The sequence below is a fragment of the Enterobacter sp. ECC_219_Taxon_10 genome (assembly GCF_058354905.1).
In genome coordinates this window covers 451,490-466,323 of sequence record NZ_CM178005.1, presented here as the reverse complement: position 1 = coordinate 466,323, position 14,834 = coordinate 451,490, and the positions used below count along the sequence as shown (strand labels likewise).

The following is a 14,834-nucleotide window of genomic DNA, read 5'->3' as shown; positions in this document are numbered from 1 at the left end:
GGATACCGGAAATATGTGAAATGGAGCTGACGATGAAACGAACTCTTGCTTTGACCTCTCTGTTGCTCTCAGCAGGCCTTGTGAGCACCACCGCGCAGCCAGCAGAATTCGCCAGTGCGGATTGCGTAACGGGTCTGAATGAAATAGGCCATATCTCCGTCAATAACATTTCGGGGAGCCCGCAAGACGTTGAACGTATCGTGGCATTAAAGGCCGATGAACAGGGCGCGTCATGGTATCGCATCATCCAGATGCAGGAAGATAACCATATCGATCACTGGCGGGTACAGGCCATTCTCTACGTATAAGTCCTTCCTGATAAAAGCCACTTATTTTTAGTGGCTTTTCGTTTTTGCAAATTTTTTATCTATTTTTAAACCACTCAAAAACAATAAACTAACATTTTGTTACATTAATTCAGTAAACGTAATCTCCGCTCTGCCGTTGAAGAACCATACCTTTTCAATGATGAGCAATTTATGATCAATTTTTTCCGCCGTGCGGGCCTTGGAACAAAGCTGTCGCTGCTGACGGGCGTCAGTGTCGCCACGCTGTTTCTGCTTTTCACTTTCCTGCTCAGCCAAAAAGCCAGCCAGCAGCTTGAAGCCCTCGCGGTAGAAGATCTGCATAATCAGTCCACCGGTATGGTCGACATGGTGCAGATGTTTAATACCAGCCTGAGCGAGGAAGTCGAAAGCTATACCAGACTGTTTACGACATTTCTGCCTCAGCCGTTTAGCGTCGATACTAATCAGACCCGGACCATTAACGGGCTCACCGTTCCCCTGCTGAAAGGGGGCGACGCTGAACTCCATGAAAACACGACATTTTCTGATGACTTTCTGAGTCGTACAGGAGCAATCTCCACGCTGTTTGTTCGCAGCGGTAACGACTTCATTCGCGTTGCCACTTCCCTGCGCAAAGAGAACGGCGATCGCGCCATGGGAACCGTTCTGGACGCGAGCAGCCCGGCGTTTGCCGCCGTCAGCAAAGGTGAAGTCTACCGCGGCCTGGCGCTCCTGTTTGGCAAACGCTACATCACCCAGTACCAGCCCGTTAAGGATAGTGAAGGCCAGGTCATTGGGATCATCTTCGTTGGGGTGGATATCACTCACTCCTGGAACGTCATGCGCGAGAAAATCCTTAACCGCCGCCTGGGCGAGAGCGGGCACTTCTTTGTGCTGGACCGCAGCAACGGCAAAACGCGCGGTCAGTATCTGTTCCATGCCAGCGAAGAGGGAAAACAGCCGAAGTGGGATAGCGCCACCCAACAGCAGCTGCTGAGCGATTCCTCAGGTACGCTGGAACGCGTAAGCGACGACGGCCGCACGCTGAAAATGGCCTATACGCCGCTGCCCGGCTGGAACTGGACCATCGTCGGTGAAGTGGATAAATCAGTCCTGCTCGCGAGCGTTAACGCCATGCGCGACCGTTTCCTGCTGGCCGGCGTAGCGTTGTCAGTCCTCTTCGCGGGCCTGTTTGTAGTGCTTATTCGCCGGATGCTGACCCGTCCGCTGCGTAACGTGATTGACCTGGCCCGCCAGTATGCCGCTGGCGATTTGCGCTCCAGCCTGCCCGTCACTCGTCAGGATGAGGTTGGCCAGCTGGTCGATGCCATCAACGGTATTGGCGATGGGCTACAAAAAATTGTCCTGCAGGTCCGTGAAGCCGCGGGCGAGATACATCTGGGCACCAATGCGCTGGCCTCCGATACCGGAGACATCTCCGAGCAGATCAACAAGCAGGCCAGCAGCGTGGAAGAAACCTCCGCCAGCATGGAGCAACTGGCCGCGACCGTGCAGCAAAATGCCGCCAACATGGAGCAAACGCAGCAGCTGGTAGGTGAAACCTCACGCGCGGTTCATCAGGGTGGTGAAACGGTAACCCATGCGGTTGCCACGATGGACGACATTCGCGAAGCATCAAAACGCATCGAAGACATCACGCGCGTAATCGAGTCCATCGCGTTCCAGACCAATATTCTGGCGCTGAATGCGGCGGTTGAAGCAGCACGCGCAGGGGAGCACGGAAAAGGGTTTGCGGTGGTCGCGCAGGAAGTTCGCGCCCTGGCAGGACGCAGCGCTAACGCGGTGAAGGAGATTGAACAGCTGATTGGCGATACGCTACGAAAAGTGGGCGAAGGCCACGCGCTGTCTGAACAGACGCGTCTGGCGATGGATTCCATCATCGTTCATATCGACAACATCAGCCAGCTGGTCACGGAGATTAACCATGCGTCACGCGAGCAGTCCGCGGGGATCGGCCAGGTCAATCTTGCGATGACCCACATTGGCGAAGCGTCGCATATCAACGCCGATCGCATCTCACGCAGCGAGCAAACCGCACGCACGCTGCGCGAGAAAGGGTCACACCTTACCCAACTGGTCAGCCTGTTCCAGCTTAAACGCTAGCCAACCCTGCCCGTGGCGCGCAGCAGCAGATCGCTTTGCACCTGCTCGCTCATCAGCGTACCGCCACGGGTATCCAGCATCATGCGGCACCACGCCTGCGCCACGGGCGGCGATGCGTGCCGCAGCATCTGGCTTCCGGCGCCCAGCAAAAAGAGCTGCCGCGCGATCTCCCTCCCCTGTGCCTCCTGCGGTTTACGCAGCTTTTGCTGAAGCTGCCGCCAGCTGCGGTCAAAGTGTCGGTCCTGTCCTTTCACCTGGGCAAACTCATCGGCAAGCAGGTCGTGGATCCCTGGCTGCTTCGCCAGCACGCGCAGCACGTCCAGGCACATGATATTTCCCGATCCTTCCCAGATGCTGTTCACCGGCATCTCGCGATACAGGCGCGGAAGTTCACTCTCCTCGCAATACCCTACGCCGCCCAACACCTCCATCGCCTCCGCGACAAACGGAATGCCCGCTTTGCACACGCTAAATTTTGCAGCCGGGGTAAAAAGCCTTGCCCAGGCGGCCTCCTGCGGATCGGTACGGTTATCCCACGCCCTGGCCAGGCGGAACAGCAGCGCCGTTTGCCCCTCCAGCACCAGCGCCATGCGGCTTAACGCTTCGCGCATTAACGGCTGATCGATAAGATTTTTGCCGAAGGTCTGACGTTGATGGGCATGGTACAGCGCCACGGATAACGCCCGGCGCATTAGCCCGTGGCTGCCCAGGGCGCAGTCGAAGCGCGTCAGACCGCCCATTTTGAGGATCTGCCGTACCCCTTCGCCCTCTTCCCCCAGCAGCCAGCCGGAAGCGTCGAGGAACTCCGCCTCACTGCTGGCGTTGGAGCGGTTGCCAAGCTTCTCTTTCAGACGCTCAAGGCGCACGGCGTTGCGCTGTCCGTCCGGCAAGAAACGCGGAACAAAAAAGCAGGAAAGGCCGCCTTTCGCCTGGGCCAGCACCAGATGCGCATCGCTTTGTGGTACGGAGAAAAACCATTTATGCCCCACCAGCCGGTAGCTGCCGTCGCTGCATTTTTCCGCTCTGGTGGTGTTGCTGAGCACGTCCGAGCCGCCCTGCTTTTCCGTCATCCCCATGCCGATCAGCAGGCCGCGCTTTTGCCCACCCGGCGCGAGATGGGGATCGTAGCGATCGCTCATCAGCGGCGTTAACCAGCCATGAAACGGTTTGGGCAGCGACTGCTGCAACAGCGGCGTGGCGGCAAAGGTCATGGTCACCGGGCATAACGTCCCCGCTTCTACCTGAGCATGGAGCACAAAGCGTGCGGCCCTGGCGACAAACGACCCTTTACGCGCCTCCTCTTCCCAGGCCAGATTATGTACCCGGTTGGCGCAGAGCCCCTGCATCAGCAGGTGCCACGCGGGGTGAAAGCGAACGTCATCCAGCCGCTCTCCGGTGGCGTCGTAGCGTAATAGCTCCGGTGGATTCACGTTCGCGAGCCTGCCCAGCTCCAGCGATTCCGCCGTACCCAACTGCTGACCAATGCTGGCGAGGAGTTCTATATCCCACTCGGCCCCTTCACGCGCCACCGCATCACGCAGGGCACAGTCTGAAAGGAAAAGGTTGCTGTTAGAGAGTGGGGCAGGTTGATTAAAAACGGTATGGGTCTGCCAGTGCATGCTGTCTCCCTCCTTCAGTGGCAATGAAGGTAAGTATGGACAGACCGCGTGCACGCTGCATGGGAGTGAGGTCACACGGTGGTGATCCCGCTGATATCATTCGTGAAATAGCTCACAGAACATAAGAATAAACTATTTCATTACCCCGCTTATGTTGAATAATTTATTCTTAACCCGTCTTTGTGAGGATCGTTATGCAACAGGATGCGCACAAGCGTGCATTAATTGCAGGCTCCATTGGTAACTTCATCGAGTGGTATGAGTTTGCGGTCTACGGTTTTCTGGCGACCGTGATTGCGAAGAACTTCTTCCAGCTTGAGGGAGAGGCGGGACTGACCAGTCTGATCCTCACCTGGGCCTCGTTTGCCATCGCCTTCTTCTTCCGTCCGCTGGGTGCGGTGATATTTGGCCGTATTGGCGACAAGATTGGGCGAAAACCGACGCTGATTATTGTGCTGGTGCTGATGACGCTCGCCACCACGGCCATCGGCATCGTGCCCGTCTACGCCAGTATCGGCATTACTGCGCCGTTAATCATTACGCTGCTGCGCATCCTGCAGGGGCTGTTCGCGGGCGGCGAGTACGGTGGTGCGGTCTCGCTGATGACCGAGTTCGCCCCGCGCGGCAAGCGCGGCCTGTACGGCGCGTGGCAGTCCTTTACCGTAGCGCTCGGGCTGTTAGCGGGCGCTGCTATTGTCGCGCTGCTCTCTGCCGTTCTTACCCCTGAAGACCTGCATGACTGGGGCTGGCGCATTCCGTTCTTCCTTGCCCTGCCGATGGGTGCGGTCGCGCTATGGCTGCGGGTGAGTATGGAAGAGACGCCGAGCTTTGTGCAGCAGCAGGAAAAACCGGCTGCTGCTCAGGCCAGCACTTCCGCCACGCTCAAAACCATCCTGATGGGCATTGGGCGCGTGATGGTCTGGTCCGCGGCGGGATATACCTATCTGGTAATTATGCCAACCTACCTGCAGTCAGCGCTGCACACCGGCTTTAACCAGGCGCTGCTGATCGCGGTGATTTCAAATATCGGCTTTGCGCTGACGATTATCCCGGCCGGGATCCTGAGCGACAGGATTGGCCGCCGCACGGTGATGATTATCGCTACCGCGCTGCTGCTGATCCTCGCCCTGCCGCTGCTGAAAATTCTTCAGGCGGAGTCGAGCACGCTGGCGGTGAAGGCTGGTGTGGTACTCATTGCAGGCGGTCTGGTGGGCATGCTGGCGGGGCCGGGCCCGGCAATGCTATCTGAGATGTTCCCGACTCGCGTGCGCTATACGGGGCTGGGGCTGGCCTACTCTTTGTCGAACGCACTTTTCTCGGGATGTGCAGGGCTAATCATTACCGGGCTGATTAAGCAGACGGGCAACCTGGATATTCCGGCGTATTACGTGATGGCGACGGCGGTAGTGAGTATTTTCGCGCTGATGACGCTGAGGAAGGATGACCATTTGCGGTCGCTAGAAGAGTGAGTTTGTCACCGTCTGGTGCCTCACCCCGGCCCTCTCCCACGGGGAGAGGGAGAAAACACAAAAGGCCGTCCTGTGGACGGCCTTGCTGTTTATGCTCCCCGCTGGCGCACCGCTTCAAACAGGCAGATGCCCGTCGCAACGGAAACGTTCAGAGACGACACGCTGCCCGCCATCGGGATACTAATCAGCTCGTCGCAGTGTTCGCGGGTCAGACGACGCATGCCTTCGCCTTCCGCTCCCATAACCAGCGCCAGACGGCCGGTCATTTTGCTCTGGTACAGAGTATGATCCGCTTCACCGGCGGTACCGACGATCCAGATGTTCTCTTCCTGCAGCATACGCATGGTGCGCGCCAGGTTGGTCACGCGGATCAGCGGAACGTTTTCCGCCGCGCCGCAGGCCACTTTCTTCGCAGTCGCGTTCAGCTGCGCGGAGCGATCTTTCGGCACGATCACCGCGTGCACGCCCGCCGCATCGGCGCTGCGCAGGCACGCGCCGAGGTTATGCGGATCGGTTACGCCATCGAGGATCAGGAAGAACGGGTTATCCAGCCCGGCAATCAAATCCGGCAGATCATTTTCCTGATACTGACGGCCAGGCTTCACGCGGGCAATGATTCCCTGGTGAACCGCGCCTTCGCTTTTCTCATCCAGGAACTGGCGGTTAGCCAGCTGGATCACCACGCCCTGCGCTTCCAGCGCGTGGATCAGCGGCATCAGACGCTTATCTTCACGCCCTTTCAGAATAAAGACTTCCTGAAAACGCTCCGGTGCGCGCTCGAGAAGGGCCTGCACCGCGTGGATGCCGTAAATCATTTCACTCATTGATGGTTCTCGTAATAAGTATTTCCCCTCTCCCGGTTGGGGAGAGGGTCAGGGTGAGGGGAGAATTACTCCGCCTGCTTTTTCTTGGCCGCGCGCTTCGCTTTGGTGGCGGCAGCAATTTTCTGCGTTTTCGCGGAAGGCTTTTTAGCTGAACGGGCTTCTTTCTTCGCCGCCTTCGGCTTCTGTTTCTTCTCGCCGCGGAACGCGCTGTCCGGCTCGAAGTTTACCTTTTTGCCTGCCTGGCGACGTTTACCGCTCGCTTTACCGTTGCCGCCCTTTTTCGCCCTTTCACGCTCGGTTTTACCGACGTTACGCGGCGCGCGCTCGCTGGAGATCAGGCTGAAGTCGATTTTACGGTCGTCCATATTCACGGCTTCAACCTTCACTTCCACACGGTCGCCCAGACGATAGGTCTGGCCGCCAGATTCGCCAATCAGGCGCTGGCCGACCTGGTCGAAGCGGTAGTAGTCGTTATCCAGGCTGGAGACGTGCACCAGGCCGTCGATGAACAGCTCATCCAGACGAACGAAGAAACCAAAGCCGGTAACGCTGGCAATCACGCCTTTAAAGACGTTGCCCACCTGGTCCAGCATAAAGTCACACTTCAGCCAGTCCGCAACGTCACGCGTGGCTTCATCAGCACGACGTTCGGTCATGGAGCAGTGCTGGCCCAGCTGCAGCATCTCTTCCATCGAATAGTGATACCCGCCGGTTTCGGTGGTGTTCCCTTTATGACCCTGCTCCTGCGCCAGCAGATACTTGATCGCACGATGCAGGGACAGGTCAGGATAGCGGCGGATCGGCGAGGTAAAGTGCGCGTAAGACTGCAGCGCCAGGCCGAAGTGCCCCCGGTTTTCCGGATCGTAAATAGCCTGCTTCATAGAGCGCAGCAGCATCGTCTGCAGCATTTCTGCATCAGGACGGTCGCCAATGGACTCCAGCAGCTCGGCGTAATCACGCGGCTCTGGCTTGTTACCGCCTGGCAGCTCCAGACCCAGTTCAGCCAGCACGGAGCGGAACGCGGTGATGGCTTCCGTCGACGGCTTATCGTGGATACGGAACAGCGCAGGCTCTTTGGCTTTCTCAACAAATCTCGCCGCCGAGATGTTCGCCAGAATCATACACTCTTCGATCAGCTTGTGCGCATCGTTACGCTGGGTCTGCTCGATACGCTCAATGCGGCGTTCCGCATTGAAGATAAACTTCGCTTCTTCGCTCTCAAAGGAGATCCCGCCGCGCTCTTCGCGCGCCTGATCCAGCGTTTTGTAGAGGTTATGCAGCTCTTCGATGTGCTTAACCAGCGGCGCGTACTGCTCGCGAAGATCCTGGTCGCCCTGCAGCATATGCCAGACCTTGGTATAGGTCAGACGCGCGTGCGAGCTCATCACCGCTTCGTAGAATTTGTAGCCCGTTAAGCGCCCTTTGGTGGAGATAGTCATCTCGCAAACCATACAGAGGCGGTCAACCTGCGGGTTCAGGGAACACAGGCCGTTTGAGAGCACTTCCGGCAGCATCGGTACAACCTGAGACGGGAAGTAGACCGACGTACCGCGGCTGCGCGCTTCGTTATCCAGCGGCGTGTGCGGACGAACGTAGTAGCTTACGTCAGCAATCGCCACCCACAGACGCCAGCCGCCGCCGCGTTTTTTCTCGCAGTAGACGGCGTCATCGAAGTCGCGGGCATCTTCACCATCAATGGTGACCAGCGGCAGGGAGCGCAGATCCACACGGCCCGCTTTGGACTCTTCCGGCACTTCTTCACGCAGGTTTTCAATCTGCTCCTCGACCGCTTTCGGCCAGACGTACGGGATCTCATGCGTGCGCAGCGCCATATCGACGGCCATGCCGGTGCCCATGTTATCGCCCAGCACTTCGACGATTTTCCCGACCGCTTTGGTGCGACGGGTTGGGCGCTGGGTAAGTTCCACCACCACCACAAAGCCCATGCGCGCGCCCATCACCTCTTCAGGTGGGATCAGAATATCGAAGCTCAGACGGCTGTCGTCCGGCACAACAAAACCCACGCCCGCATCGGTAAAGTAGCGGCCCACAATCTGGCTGGTTTTCGGCACCAGCACGCGAACCACACGCGCCTCGCGGCGGCCTTTACGGTCGGCACCCAGCGGCTGCGCCAGGATCTGGTCGCCGTGGATACACATTTTCATCTGTTCGGATGAGAGATACAGATCGTCTTTACGACCTTCCACTCGCAGGAAGCCAAAGCCGTCACGGTGACCAATCACGGTGCCTTTCAGCAGGTCGAGGCGTTCAGGCAGCGCGTAGCACTGGCGGCGGGTAAAGACCAACTGCCCGTCGCGCTCCATGGCGCGCAGGCGGCGGCGAAGGGCTTCAATTTGCTCTTCACCTTCAATATTTAATTCAACGGCAAGTTCTTCACGATTGGCGGGTTTTTCGCGTTTTGTTAAGTGTTCAATGATGAACTCGCGGCTGGGAATAGGATTCGCGTATTTTTCGGCTTCGCGTTCCTGGAAAGGATCTTGTGACATGTCGGTTCCTCCGTTGTCAGCTCCGGTGGAAATTTTCTTCATTCCACCAGCAATAATTTATAAAGCGGTTGATTCTCTTCAACCAAATCGGCCAGCGTGTAGTTATCCAGTTCCTTGAGAAAACTTTGCACGGCCTTAGAAAGCGCCTGTTTCAGGCGGCAAGCGGGCGTAATGTGGCAGAACTCGCTGCTGCAGTTCACCAGAGACAAGGGCTCCAGCTCGCGTACCACATCCCCGATACGAATACTCTGTGCCGGTTTACCAAGACGGATCCCTCCATTCTTCCCGCGGACGGCAGCAACGTATCCGGCACGGCTAAGTTGATTGATTATTTTGACCATATGATTACGGGATACACCGTATACCTCTGTCACTTCAGAGATACTGGTCATCTTCCCTTCGGGTAACGACGCCATGTAAATCAGCGCGCGTAAGCCGTAATCGGTGAAACTTGTTAACTGCACATCAACCTCAGGAAAAAGGGAAAACGCGGTCAAACCGCTGAGATATTCATTAATGATGATAAACCAGCCAGATAGTTAGGGGCTAATTTATTTGACAGACGGGGCGAAAAAGCGGAGATCCAGGAGCGGTCGCCGGTTGGCGCTACGCTTATCCGGCCTGCGGGTCTCCCCGCAGGCCAGCAGTCACGAAGATTATGCGTCGAACGGGTCGCGCAGAATCATCGTTTCAGTACGATCCGGGCCGGTAGAAATAATATCGATCGGCACTTCGGTCAGTTCTTCGATGCGCTTGATGTAATCCAGCGCCGCCTGCGGCAGGCCGCTACGCTCTTTCACACCGAAGGTGGTCTCAGACCAGCCCGGCATGGTTTCGTAGATTGGCTCGATGCCTTCCCAGTCATCAGCGGCCAGCGGAGTGGTGGTCACTTCACGGCCATCTGGCATACGGTAGCCTACGCAGATTTTCACTTCTTTCAGGCCGTCCAACACGTCCAGCTTGGTCAGGCAGAAGCCAGACAAGGAGTTGATCTGCACTGCACGACGCACTGCAACCGCATCCAGCCAGCCGGTACGACGACGACGACCGGTAGTCGCGCCAAACTCGTTACCCTGCTTGCACAGGAACTCGCCGGTTTCATCAAACAGTTCGGTCGGGAATGGACCCGCACCCACGCGAGTGGAGTACGCTTTGATGATACCCAGAACGTAATCCACATAACGTGGGCCCAGGCCGGAGCCGGTCGCCACGCCACCCGCGGTGGTGTTAGAGGAGGTTACGTACGGATAGGTACCGTGGTCGATGTCCAGCAGCGTACCCTGCGCACCTTCGAACATGACGAAATCGCCACGCTTGCGCGCCTGGTCCAGCAGATCGGACACATCAACAACCATACCGGTCAGAATGTCTGCAATCGCCATGACGTCATCCAGCACTTTCTGGTAGTCAACAGCGTCAGCTTTGTAGAAGTTCACCAGCTGGAAGTTGTGATATTCCATCACTTCTTTCAGTTTTTCAGCGAAGGTCGCTTTGTCGAAGAGGTCGCCCACGCGCAGACCGCGACGTGCAACTTTATCTTCGTAAGCCGGGCCGATACCACGACCGGTGGTGCCGATTGCTTTCGCGCCGCGCGCTTTTTCACGTGCTACGTCCAGCGCCACGTGATAGTCCAGGATCAGCGGGCAGGCTTCGGAGAGCAGCAGACGCTCACGAACAGGGATACCACGGTCTTCCAGACCTTTCATCTCTTTCATCAGCGCAGCAGGAGACAGCACAACGCCGTTACCGATGATGCTGGTGACGTTATCGCGAAGAATGCCTGATGGAATAAGATGGAGGACGGTTTTTTCACCGTTGATTACGAGAGTATGGCCTGCGTTGTGACCGCCCTGGTAGCGTACAACATATTTAGCCCGTTCAGTCAGAAGATCAACAATCTTCCCTTTACCTTCGTCACCCCATTGGGTGCCCAGTACGACGACGTTGTTACCCATTTTTTTCAAAATCACCGTTTGCTTAAAAATGGATTCTACCATCGCTTTTTCAGATATACAGCACTTTTTGACCCTAAAATATGCCAACTGCGGCTAGTTTTTGATCAGCCAATCGTTTTCCTCAACATGTAGTAGATAACGATACCGGCAACCACAAGACCGCCGCCGAAACGACGCAAGATATTATCCGGCAGCTGGCTCATGGTCGCGATCATACGACGCCATGCGCGCGGATAGAGCATCGGACCGAGGCCTTCCAGCACCAGAACCAGGGCCAGCGCAAGCAAGATCGTTGAATTCATTTTTCATCCTTATAAAAGAAAACCACCGCTCCGTTGGGAGCGGTGGTTTGAATACTCAAACGAGCTGAGTTTATCGCGTTGCGTTGGTCGGCGTCTTCATATAACGGAAGAAATCGCTGTCCGGGCTGAGCACCATCACATCCTGGTTGCTCTTGAAGCTATTCTCGTACGCGCGCAGGCTACGGATAAAGGCGTAGAAGTCTGGATCCTGGCTGAAGGCATCGGCGAACAGCTTCGCGGCTTCCGCATCGCCTTCACCGCGCAGGATACGGCCCTGACGCTCAGATTCCGCCAGCGTCTTGGTCACTTCATAGTCCGCTGCCGCACGCAGTTTTTCGGCCTCTTCCTGGCCCTGTGAACGGTGACGACGGGCTACCGCTTCACGCTCGGCGCGCATACGGTTGTAGATCGCCTCGGACACTTCAGCTGGCAGGTTGATCTGCTTGATACGCACGTCAACCACTTCGATACCCAGCGCTGCCATACTGTTCGGGTTGATCACCGGAACTTTACCGTTGGTTTCAGCCTGAACGCGTTCAGCGGCTTTAGCAATCGCGTCATCCGCTGCTGGCGTTTCCACTTCGTCTTCCGTGCCCGCAGTACCGGAGTTCAGCGCATCGCGTACTTCCAGCGTCAGACGACCACGGGAGTCGGTCACGATGTCTTTCACATCCAGACGACCAATCTCAGAACGCAGACGGTCAGAGAACTTACGTTTCAGCAGCACTTCCGCCTGAGAAACGTCACCACCGCCCGTTGCCAAGAAGTAGCGGCTGAAATCGCTGATGCGCCATTTGATATAAGAATCAACGATCAGGTCTTTCTTCTCTTTGGTCACGAAACGGTCAGCCTGGTTATCCATGGTCTGGATACGCGCATCCAGCGTTTTCACTGACTGAATAAACGGCACCTTGAAGTGCAGACCCGGCTCGTAAATCACCGGACGTTTGTCACTGTCACGCACGACGCTGCTGAACTGGAATTTGATCCCACGCTCGCCCTCTTTCACCACAAAGATCGAGGTATACAGCACGACCAGTACGATGACGACGATCGCAATAACTGACTTACGCATCCTTATTCCCCCTGACGCTGGTAGTCGTTACGCTGCGCGTTAGCACGGCGTTGGTCCATAATGTCACCATCGTTCGAAGAAGGCGTTGTGTTCGCGCTGGAGCTGCCTGATGAGGCTGGCGGCAGACGCAGCAGGTTGTTCGCTCCGCTGGTGTCTTTCGCTGCCGGCGCAGAACCGCCTTTCAGCATCTGATCCAGCGGCAGAACCATCAGGTTTCCACCTTTGCTGTCGTTAACCAACACTTTGCGGGTGTGGCTCAGCACTTTTTCCATGGTCTCGATATACAGACGCTCGCGGGTAATTTCCGGCGCGGCTTTGTATTCCGGCAGGATGCGCGCAAAACGAGCCACTTCACCCTGAGCTTCCAGGATGGTCTGGGTCTTATACGCACGCGCCTCTTCCAGAATACGCTGCGCCTGACCGTTAGCACGCGGCTGCACTTCGTTGGTGTACGCCTCTGCTTCGCGGATGTACTGCTGTTCGTTTTCACGGGCGGCAATCGCATCATCAAACGCGGCCTTCACCTCTTCCGGCGGACGCGCAGCCTGGAAGTTGACGTCCAGCAGGGTGATACCCATGTTGTACGGACGAATCGTCTCCTCCAGCTCGCGCTGGGTATCGCTACGAATAACGGTACGACCTTCGGTCAGGATGCGGTCCATCGTGTATTTGCCGATTACACCACGCAGGGCGCTGTCGGTCGCCTGACGCAGACTGTCATCGGCGCTGGTCACGCTAAACAGATAACGCTCAGGATCGGTCACGCGGTACTGCACGTTCATCTCGACGCGCACCACGTTTTCGTCAGAGGTCAGCATCACGCCGGAGGCGGCCAGTTCACGGACGGACTCCACGTTGACTGCAGTAACGTCGTCAATGAAGGTCGGTTTCCAGTTCAGGCCCGGCTCAACCAGATGGCTGAACTTACCGAAACGGGTGACCACGCCGCGTTCTGCTTCTTTAATGGTGTAGAACCCGCTGGCTGCCCAGACGATCACCAGCCCGGCAGCAACGATGCCCACCAGGCGGCCACCTAATTGCGGGCGAGGTCCCTGGCTGGAACTGCCACCCGAGCCTGAACCTTTTCCTCCGCCAAGGCCACCAAGCTTTTTGCTCAGCTTGCGGAAGATATCATCCAGATCCGGCGGCCCCTGCTCGCGACCACCTTTGTTGCCATTTCCCCCAGAGTTGCCGCCTTGATTATTGCTGCTTCCCCACGGGTCGCGGTCTTGTCCGTTATTACCGGGCTGATTCCACGCCATGTATATGCTCCATATTTGTTATGCAAGGGCGAATTTTTCAGGCTTCCCCTTTCTGATCAGACGATATAGTCCGCCAGCGCAGGTTCTTGTTTACAGAGGCGACGCCAGTCAACGATCGGCATACGCACCTGCATCCCCACGCTGCCGTCATCCTCCATCCACTCTTTTTCTATCGCCTGAAGCTGATAAAACCGGCTGCGCAGCCTGCCTTCCTGTGGCGGCAGTCGCAGCGTGTGCTGAGCTACCTCACCGGAAAGACGTTCTGTCAAAGCCTGGAAAAGCAGTGGCACACCAATACCGGCCTGAGCAGAAAGCCAGACCCGAATCGGTTTGTTCTCTTCATCTCGGTCGATACGCGGTTCGAAATCCTCCAGCATATCGATCTTATTCATCACCAACAGCGTGGGAATTTCGTGGGCGTCAATTTCTTCCAGCACCACGTTCACCGCGTCGATGTTCTCCTGCACGCGTACGTCAGCCGCATCAATCACGTGCAGCAGCAGGGTCGCCTGACGCGTCTCCTGCAACGTCGCCTTAAACGCCGCCACCAGATCGTGCGGCAGATGGCGGATAAACCCTACGGTATCCGCCAGCACTGTTTCACCCACGTCTGCAACGTCAATGCGGCGCAGCGTCGGGTCCAGGGTCGCAAACAGCTGGTCTGCGGCATACACCTGGGCCTCGGTTATCTGGTTAAACAGGGTGGATTTACCGGCGTTGGTATAGCCCACCAGCGACACCGTTGGGATGTCGGCTTTGGTTCGCGCCCGACGCCCCTGTTCACGCTGTTTCTCTACACGTTCCAGACGTGAGAGGATCTGGGTAATACGGCCACGCAGCAAACGGCGGTCGGTTTCGAGCTGGGTTTCACCCGGACCGCGCAAACCAATCCCGCCTTTTTGTCTTTCAAGGTGGGTCCAGCCACGCACCAGACGCGTCGCCAGATGGCGCAACTGCGCCAGCTCAACCTGCAGTTTCCCCTCGTGGGTTCGGGCACGCTGAGCAAAAATATCTAAAATCAATCCCGTGCGATCGATAACACGGCATTCGCAGAGAGCTTCCAGGTTGCGCTCCTGGGCTGGAGACAGCGCATGATCAAACAACACGACTGACGCGCCGGTTGCTTTTACGGCATCCGCAATTTCTACTGCTTTACCTTCACCAACAAAATACTTTGGGTGCGGCGCTTTACGGCTACCGGTAATCACCTGCATTGCTTCGACACCGGCGGAAGAGACCAGAGATTCAAACTCCTGGAGGTCTTCCATATCTTTGTCTTGCGAAAAATAGATGTGTACCAGCACCGCCTGCTCACCGGCATCATAACGGTCAAACAAGCGTAAACCTCTCTAAAAAGATCAGCGGGGAACGCAGGATCCCTGGCTCCCCGTGTGGATAACAGCTGAAACC

General features: G+C 56.9%; 12 protein-coding genes. 3 read left to right on the top strand and 9 right to left on the bottom strand.

What is annotated here, in order from left to right; translation table 11 throughout:
* Positions 1–20: 20 nt before the first annotated feature.
* Positions 21–308: a DUF1471 family protease activator YjfN gene (yjfN, locus tag AC4ICF_RS02110; RefSeq protein WP_439209967.1), complete on the top strand. Its 288-nt coding sequence runs from the start codon at positions 21–23 to the stop codon at positions 306–308.
* A 171-nt stretch (positions 309–479) separates the two neighbouring features.
* Positions 480–2,411, top strand: coding sequence for a methyl-accepting chemotaxis protein (locus AC4ICF_RS02105; RefSeq protein ID WP_166709862.1), 1,932 nt, complete (start codon positions 480–482; stop codon positions 2,409–2,411).
* Here AC4ICF_RS02105 and AC4ICF_RS02100 read toward each other — a convergent pair.
* Positions 2,408–4,030 carry an isovaleryl-CoA dehydrogenase gene (locus AC4ICF_RS02100; RefSeq protein ID WP_302219127.1) on the bottom strand — a complete coding sequence of 541 codons (1,623 nt, stop codon included), beginning with the start codon at positions 4,028–4,030 and terminating at the stop codon, positions 2,408–2,410. The genes AC4ICF_RS02105 and AC4ICF_RS02100 overlap by 4 nt on opposite strands.
* 194 nt (positions 4,031–4,224) lie before the next feature.
* On the opposite strand from AC4ICF_RS02100, the gene AC4ICF_RS02095 reads away from it, so the two are divergent.
* A complete protein-coding gene (locus AC4ICF_RS02095) occupies positions 4,225–5,499 on the top strand; it encodes an MFS transporter (protein WP_491466144.1) in 1,275 nt (424 codons plus the stop codon).
* A gap of 89 nt (positions 5,500–5,588) precedes the next feature.
* On the opposite strand, the gene rlmB is transcribed toward AC4ICF_RS02095, so the two are convergent.
* From rlmB to hflX, 8 genes are all read right to left on the bottom strand, one after another.
* Entirely contained in the window at positions 5,589–6,323 is a 735-nt protein-coding gene (gene rlmB / locus AC4ICF_RS02090) for a 23S rRNA (guanosine(2251)-2'-O)-methyltransferase RlmB (protein ID WP_116343612.1), read from the bottom strand.
* Positions 6,324–6,388: 65 nt separating this feature from the next.
* Entirely contained in the window at positions 6,389–8,830 is a 2,442-nt protein-coding gene (gene rnr / locus AC4ICF_RS02085) for a ribonuclease R (RefSeq protein WP_163330671.1), read from the bottom strand.
* A gap of 38 nt (positions 8,831–8,868) precedes the next feature.
* Positions 8,869–9,294, bottom strand: a complete 426-nt coding sequence (gene nsrR, locus AC4ICF_RS02080) for a nitric oxide-sensing transcriptional repressor NsrR (protein WP_061099476.1) — start codon at positions 9,292–9,294, stop codon at positions 8,869–8,871.
* Between the two features lie 192 nt (positions 9,295–9,486).
* Positions 9,487–10,785 carry an adenylosuccinate synthase gene (locus AC4ICF_RS02075; protein WP_024907332.1) on the bottom strand — a complete coding sequence of 433 codons (1,299 nt, stop codon included), beginning with the start codon at positions 10,783–10,785 and terminating at the stop codon, positions 9,487–9,489.
* Between the two features lie 104 nt (positions 10,786–10,889).
* Positions 10,890–11,087: a DUF2065 domain-containing protein gene (locus AC4ICF_RS02070; protein ID WP_011915620.1), complete on the bottom strand. Its 198-nt coding sequence runs from the start codon at positions 11,085–11,087 to the stop codon at positions 10,890–10,892.
* Positions 11,088–11,157: 70 nt separating this feature from the next.
* Positions 11,158–12,162: a protease modulator HflC gene (hflC, locus tag AC4ICF_RS02065; protein WP_061099477.1), complete on the bottom strand. Its 1,005-nt coding sequence runs from the start codon at positions 12,160–12,162 to the stop codon at positions 11,158–11,160.
* Between the two features lie 2 nt (positions 12,163–12,164).
* The gene (gene hflK, locus AC4ICF_RS02060) at positions 12,165–13,424 is read right to left on the bottom strand and encodes an FtsH protease activity modulator HflK (RefSeq protein WP_028015254.1); all 1,260 of its coding nucleotides are present in this window, start codon (positions 13,422–13,424) and stop codon (positions 12,165–12,167) included.
* A 56-nt stretch (positions 13,425–13,480) separates the two neighbouring features.
* Complete coding sequence (hflX, locus tag AC4ICF_RS02055) at positions 13,481–14,761, bottom strand: ribosome rescue GTPase HflX (protein WP_023331851.1); 1,281 nt, start codon at positions 14,759–14,761, stop codon at positions 13,481–13,483.
* Between the last annotated feature and the right edge of the window lie 73 nt (positions 14,762–14,834).

What these genes read in the sequence shown, in the direction of transcription:
- yjfN (WP_439209967.1), top strand. Translation starts at nt 21, where the DNA reads ATGGAGCTGACGATGAAACGAACTCTTGCTTTGACCTCTCTGTTGCTC.
- AC4ICF_RS02105 (WP_166709862.1), top strand. Translation starts at nt 480, where the DNA reads ATGATCAATTTTTTCCGCCGTGCGGGCCTTGGAACAAAGCTGTCGCTG.
- AC4ICF_RS02100 (WP_302219127.1), bottom strand. Translation starts at nt 4,030, where the DNA reads ATGCACTGGCAGACCCATACCGTTTTTAATCAACCTGCCCCACTCTCT.
- AC4ICF_RS02095 (WP_491466144.1), top strand. Translation starts at nt 4,225, where the DNA reads ATGCAACAGGATGCGCACAAGCGTGCATTAATTGCAGGCTCCATTGGT.
- rlmB (WP_116343612.1), bottom strand. Translation starts at nt 6,323, where the DNA reads ATGAGTGAAATGATTTACGGCATCCACGCGGTGCAGGCCCTTCTCGAG.
- rnr (WP_163330671.1), bottom strand. Translation starts at nt 8,830, where the DNA reads ATGTCACAAGATCCTTTCCAGGAACGCGAAGCCGAAAAATACGCGAAT.
- AC4ICF_RS02075 (WP_024907332.1), bottom strand. Translation starts at nt 10,785, where the DNA reads ATGGGTAACAACGTCGTCGTACTGGGCACCCAATGGGGTGACGAAGGT.
- AC4ICF_RS02070 (WP_011915620.1), bottom strand. Translation starts at nt 11,087, where the DNA reads ATGAATTCAACGATCTTGCTTGCGCTGGCCCTGGTTCTGGTGCTGGAA.
- hflC (WP_061099477.1), bottom strand. Translation starts at nt 12,162, where the DNA reads ATGCGTAAGTCAGTTATTGCGATCGTCGTCATCGTACTGGTCGTGCTG.
- hflK (WP_028015254.1), bottom strand. Translation starts at nt 13,424, where the DNA reads ATGGCGTGGAATCAGCCCGGTAATAACGGACAAGACCGCGACCCGTGG.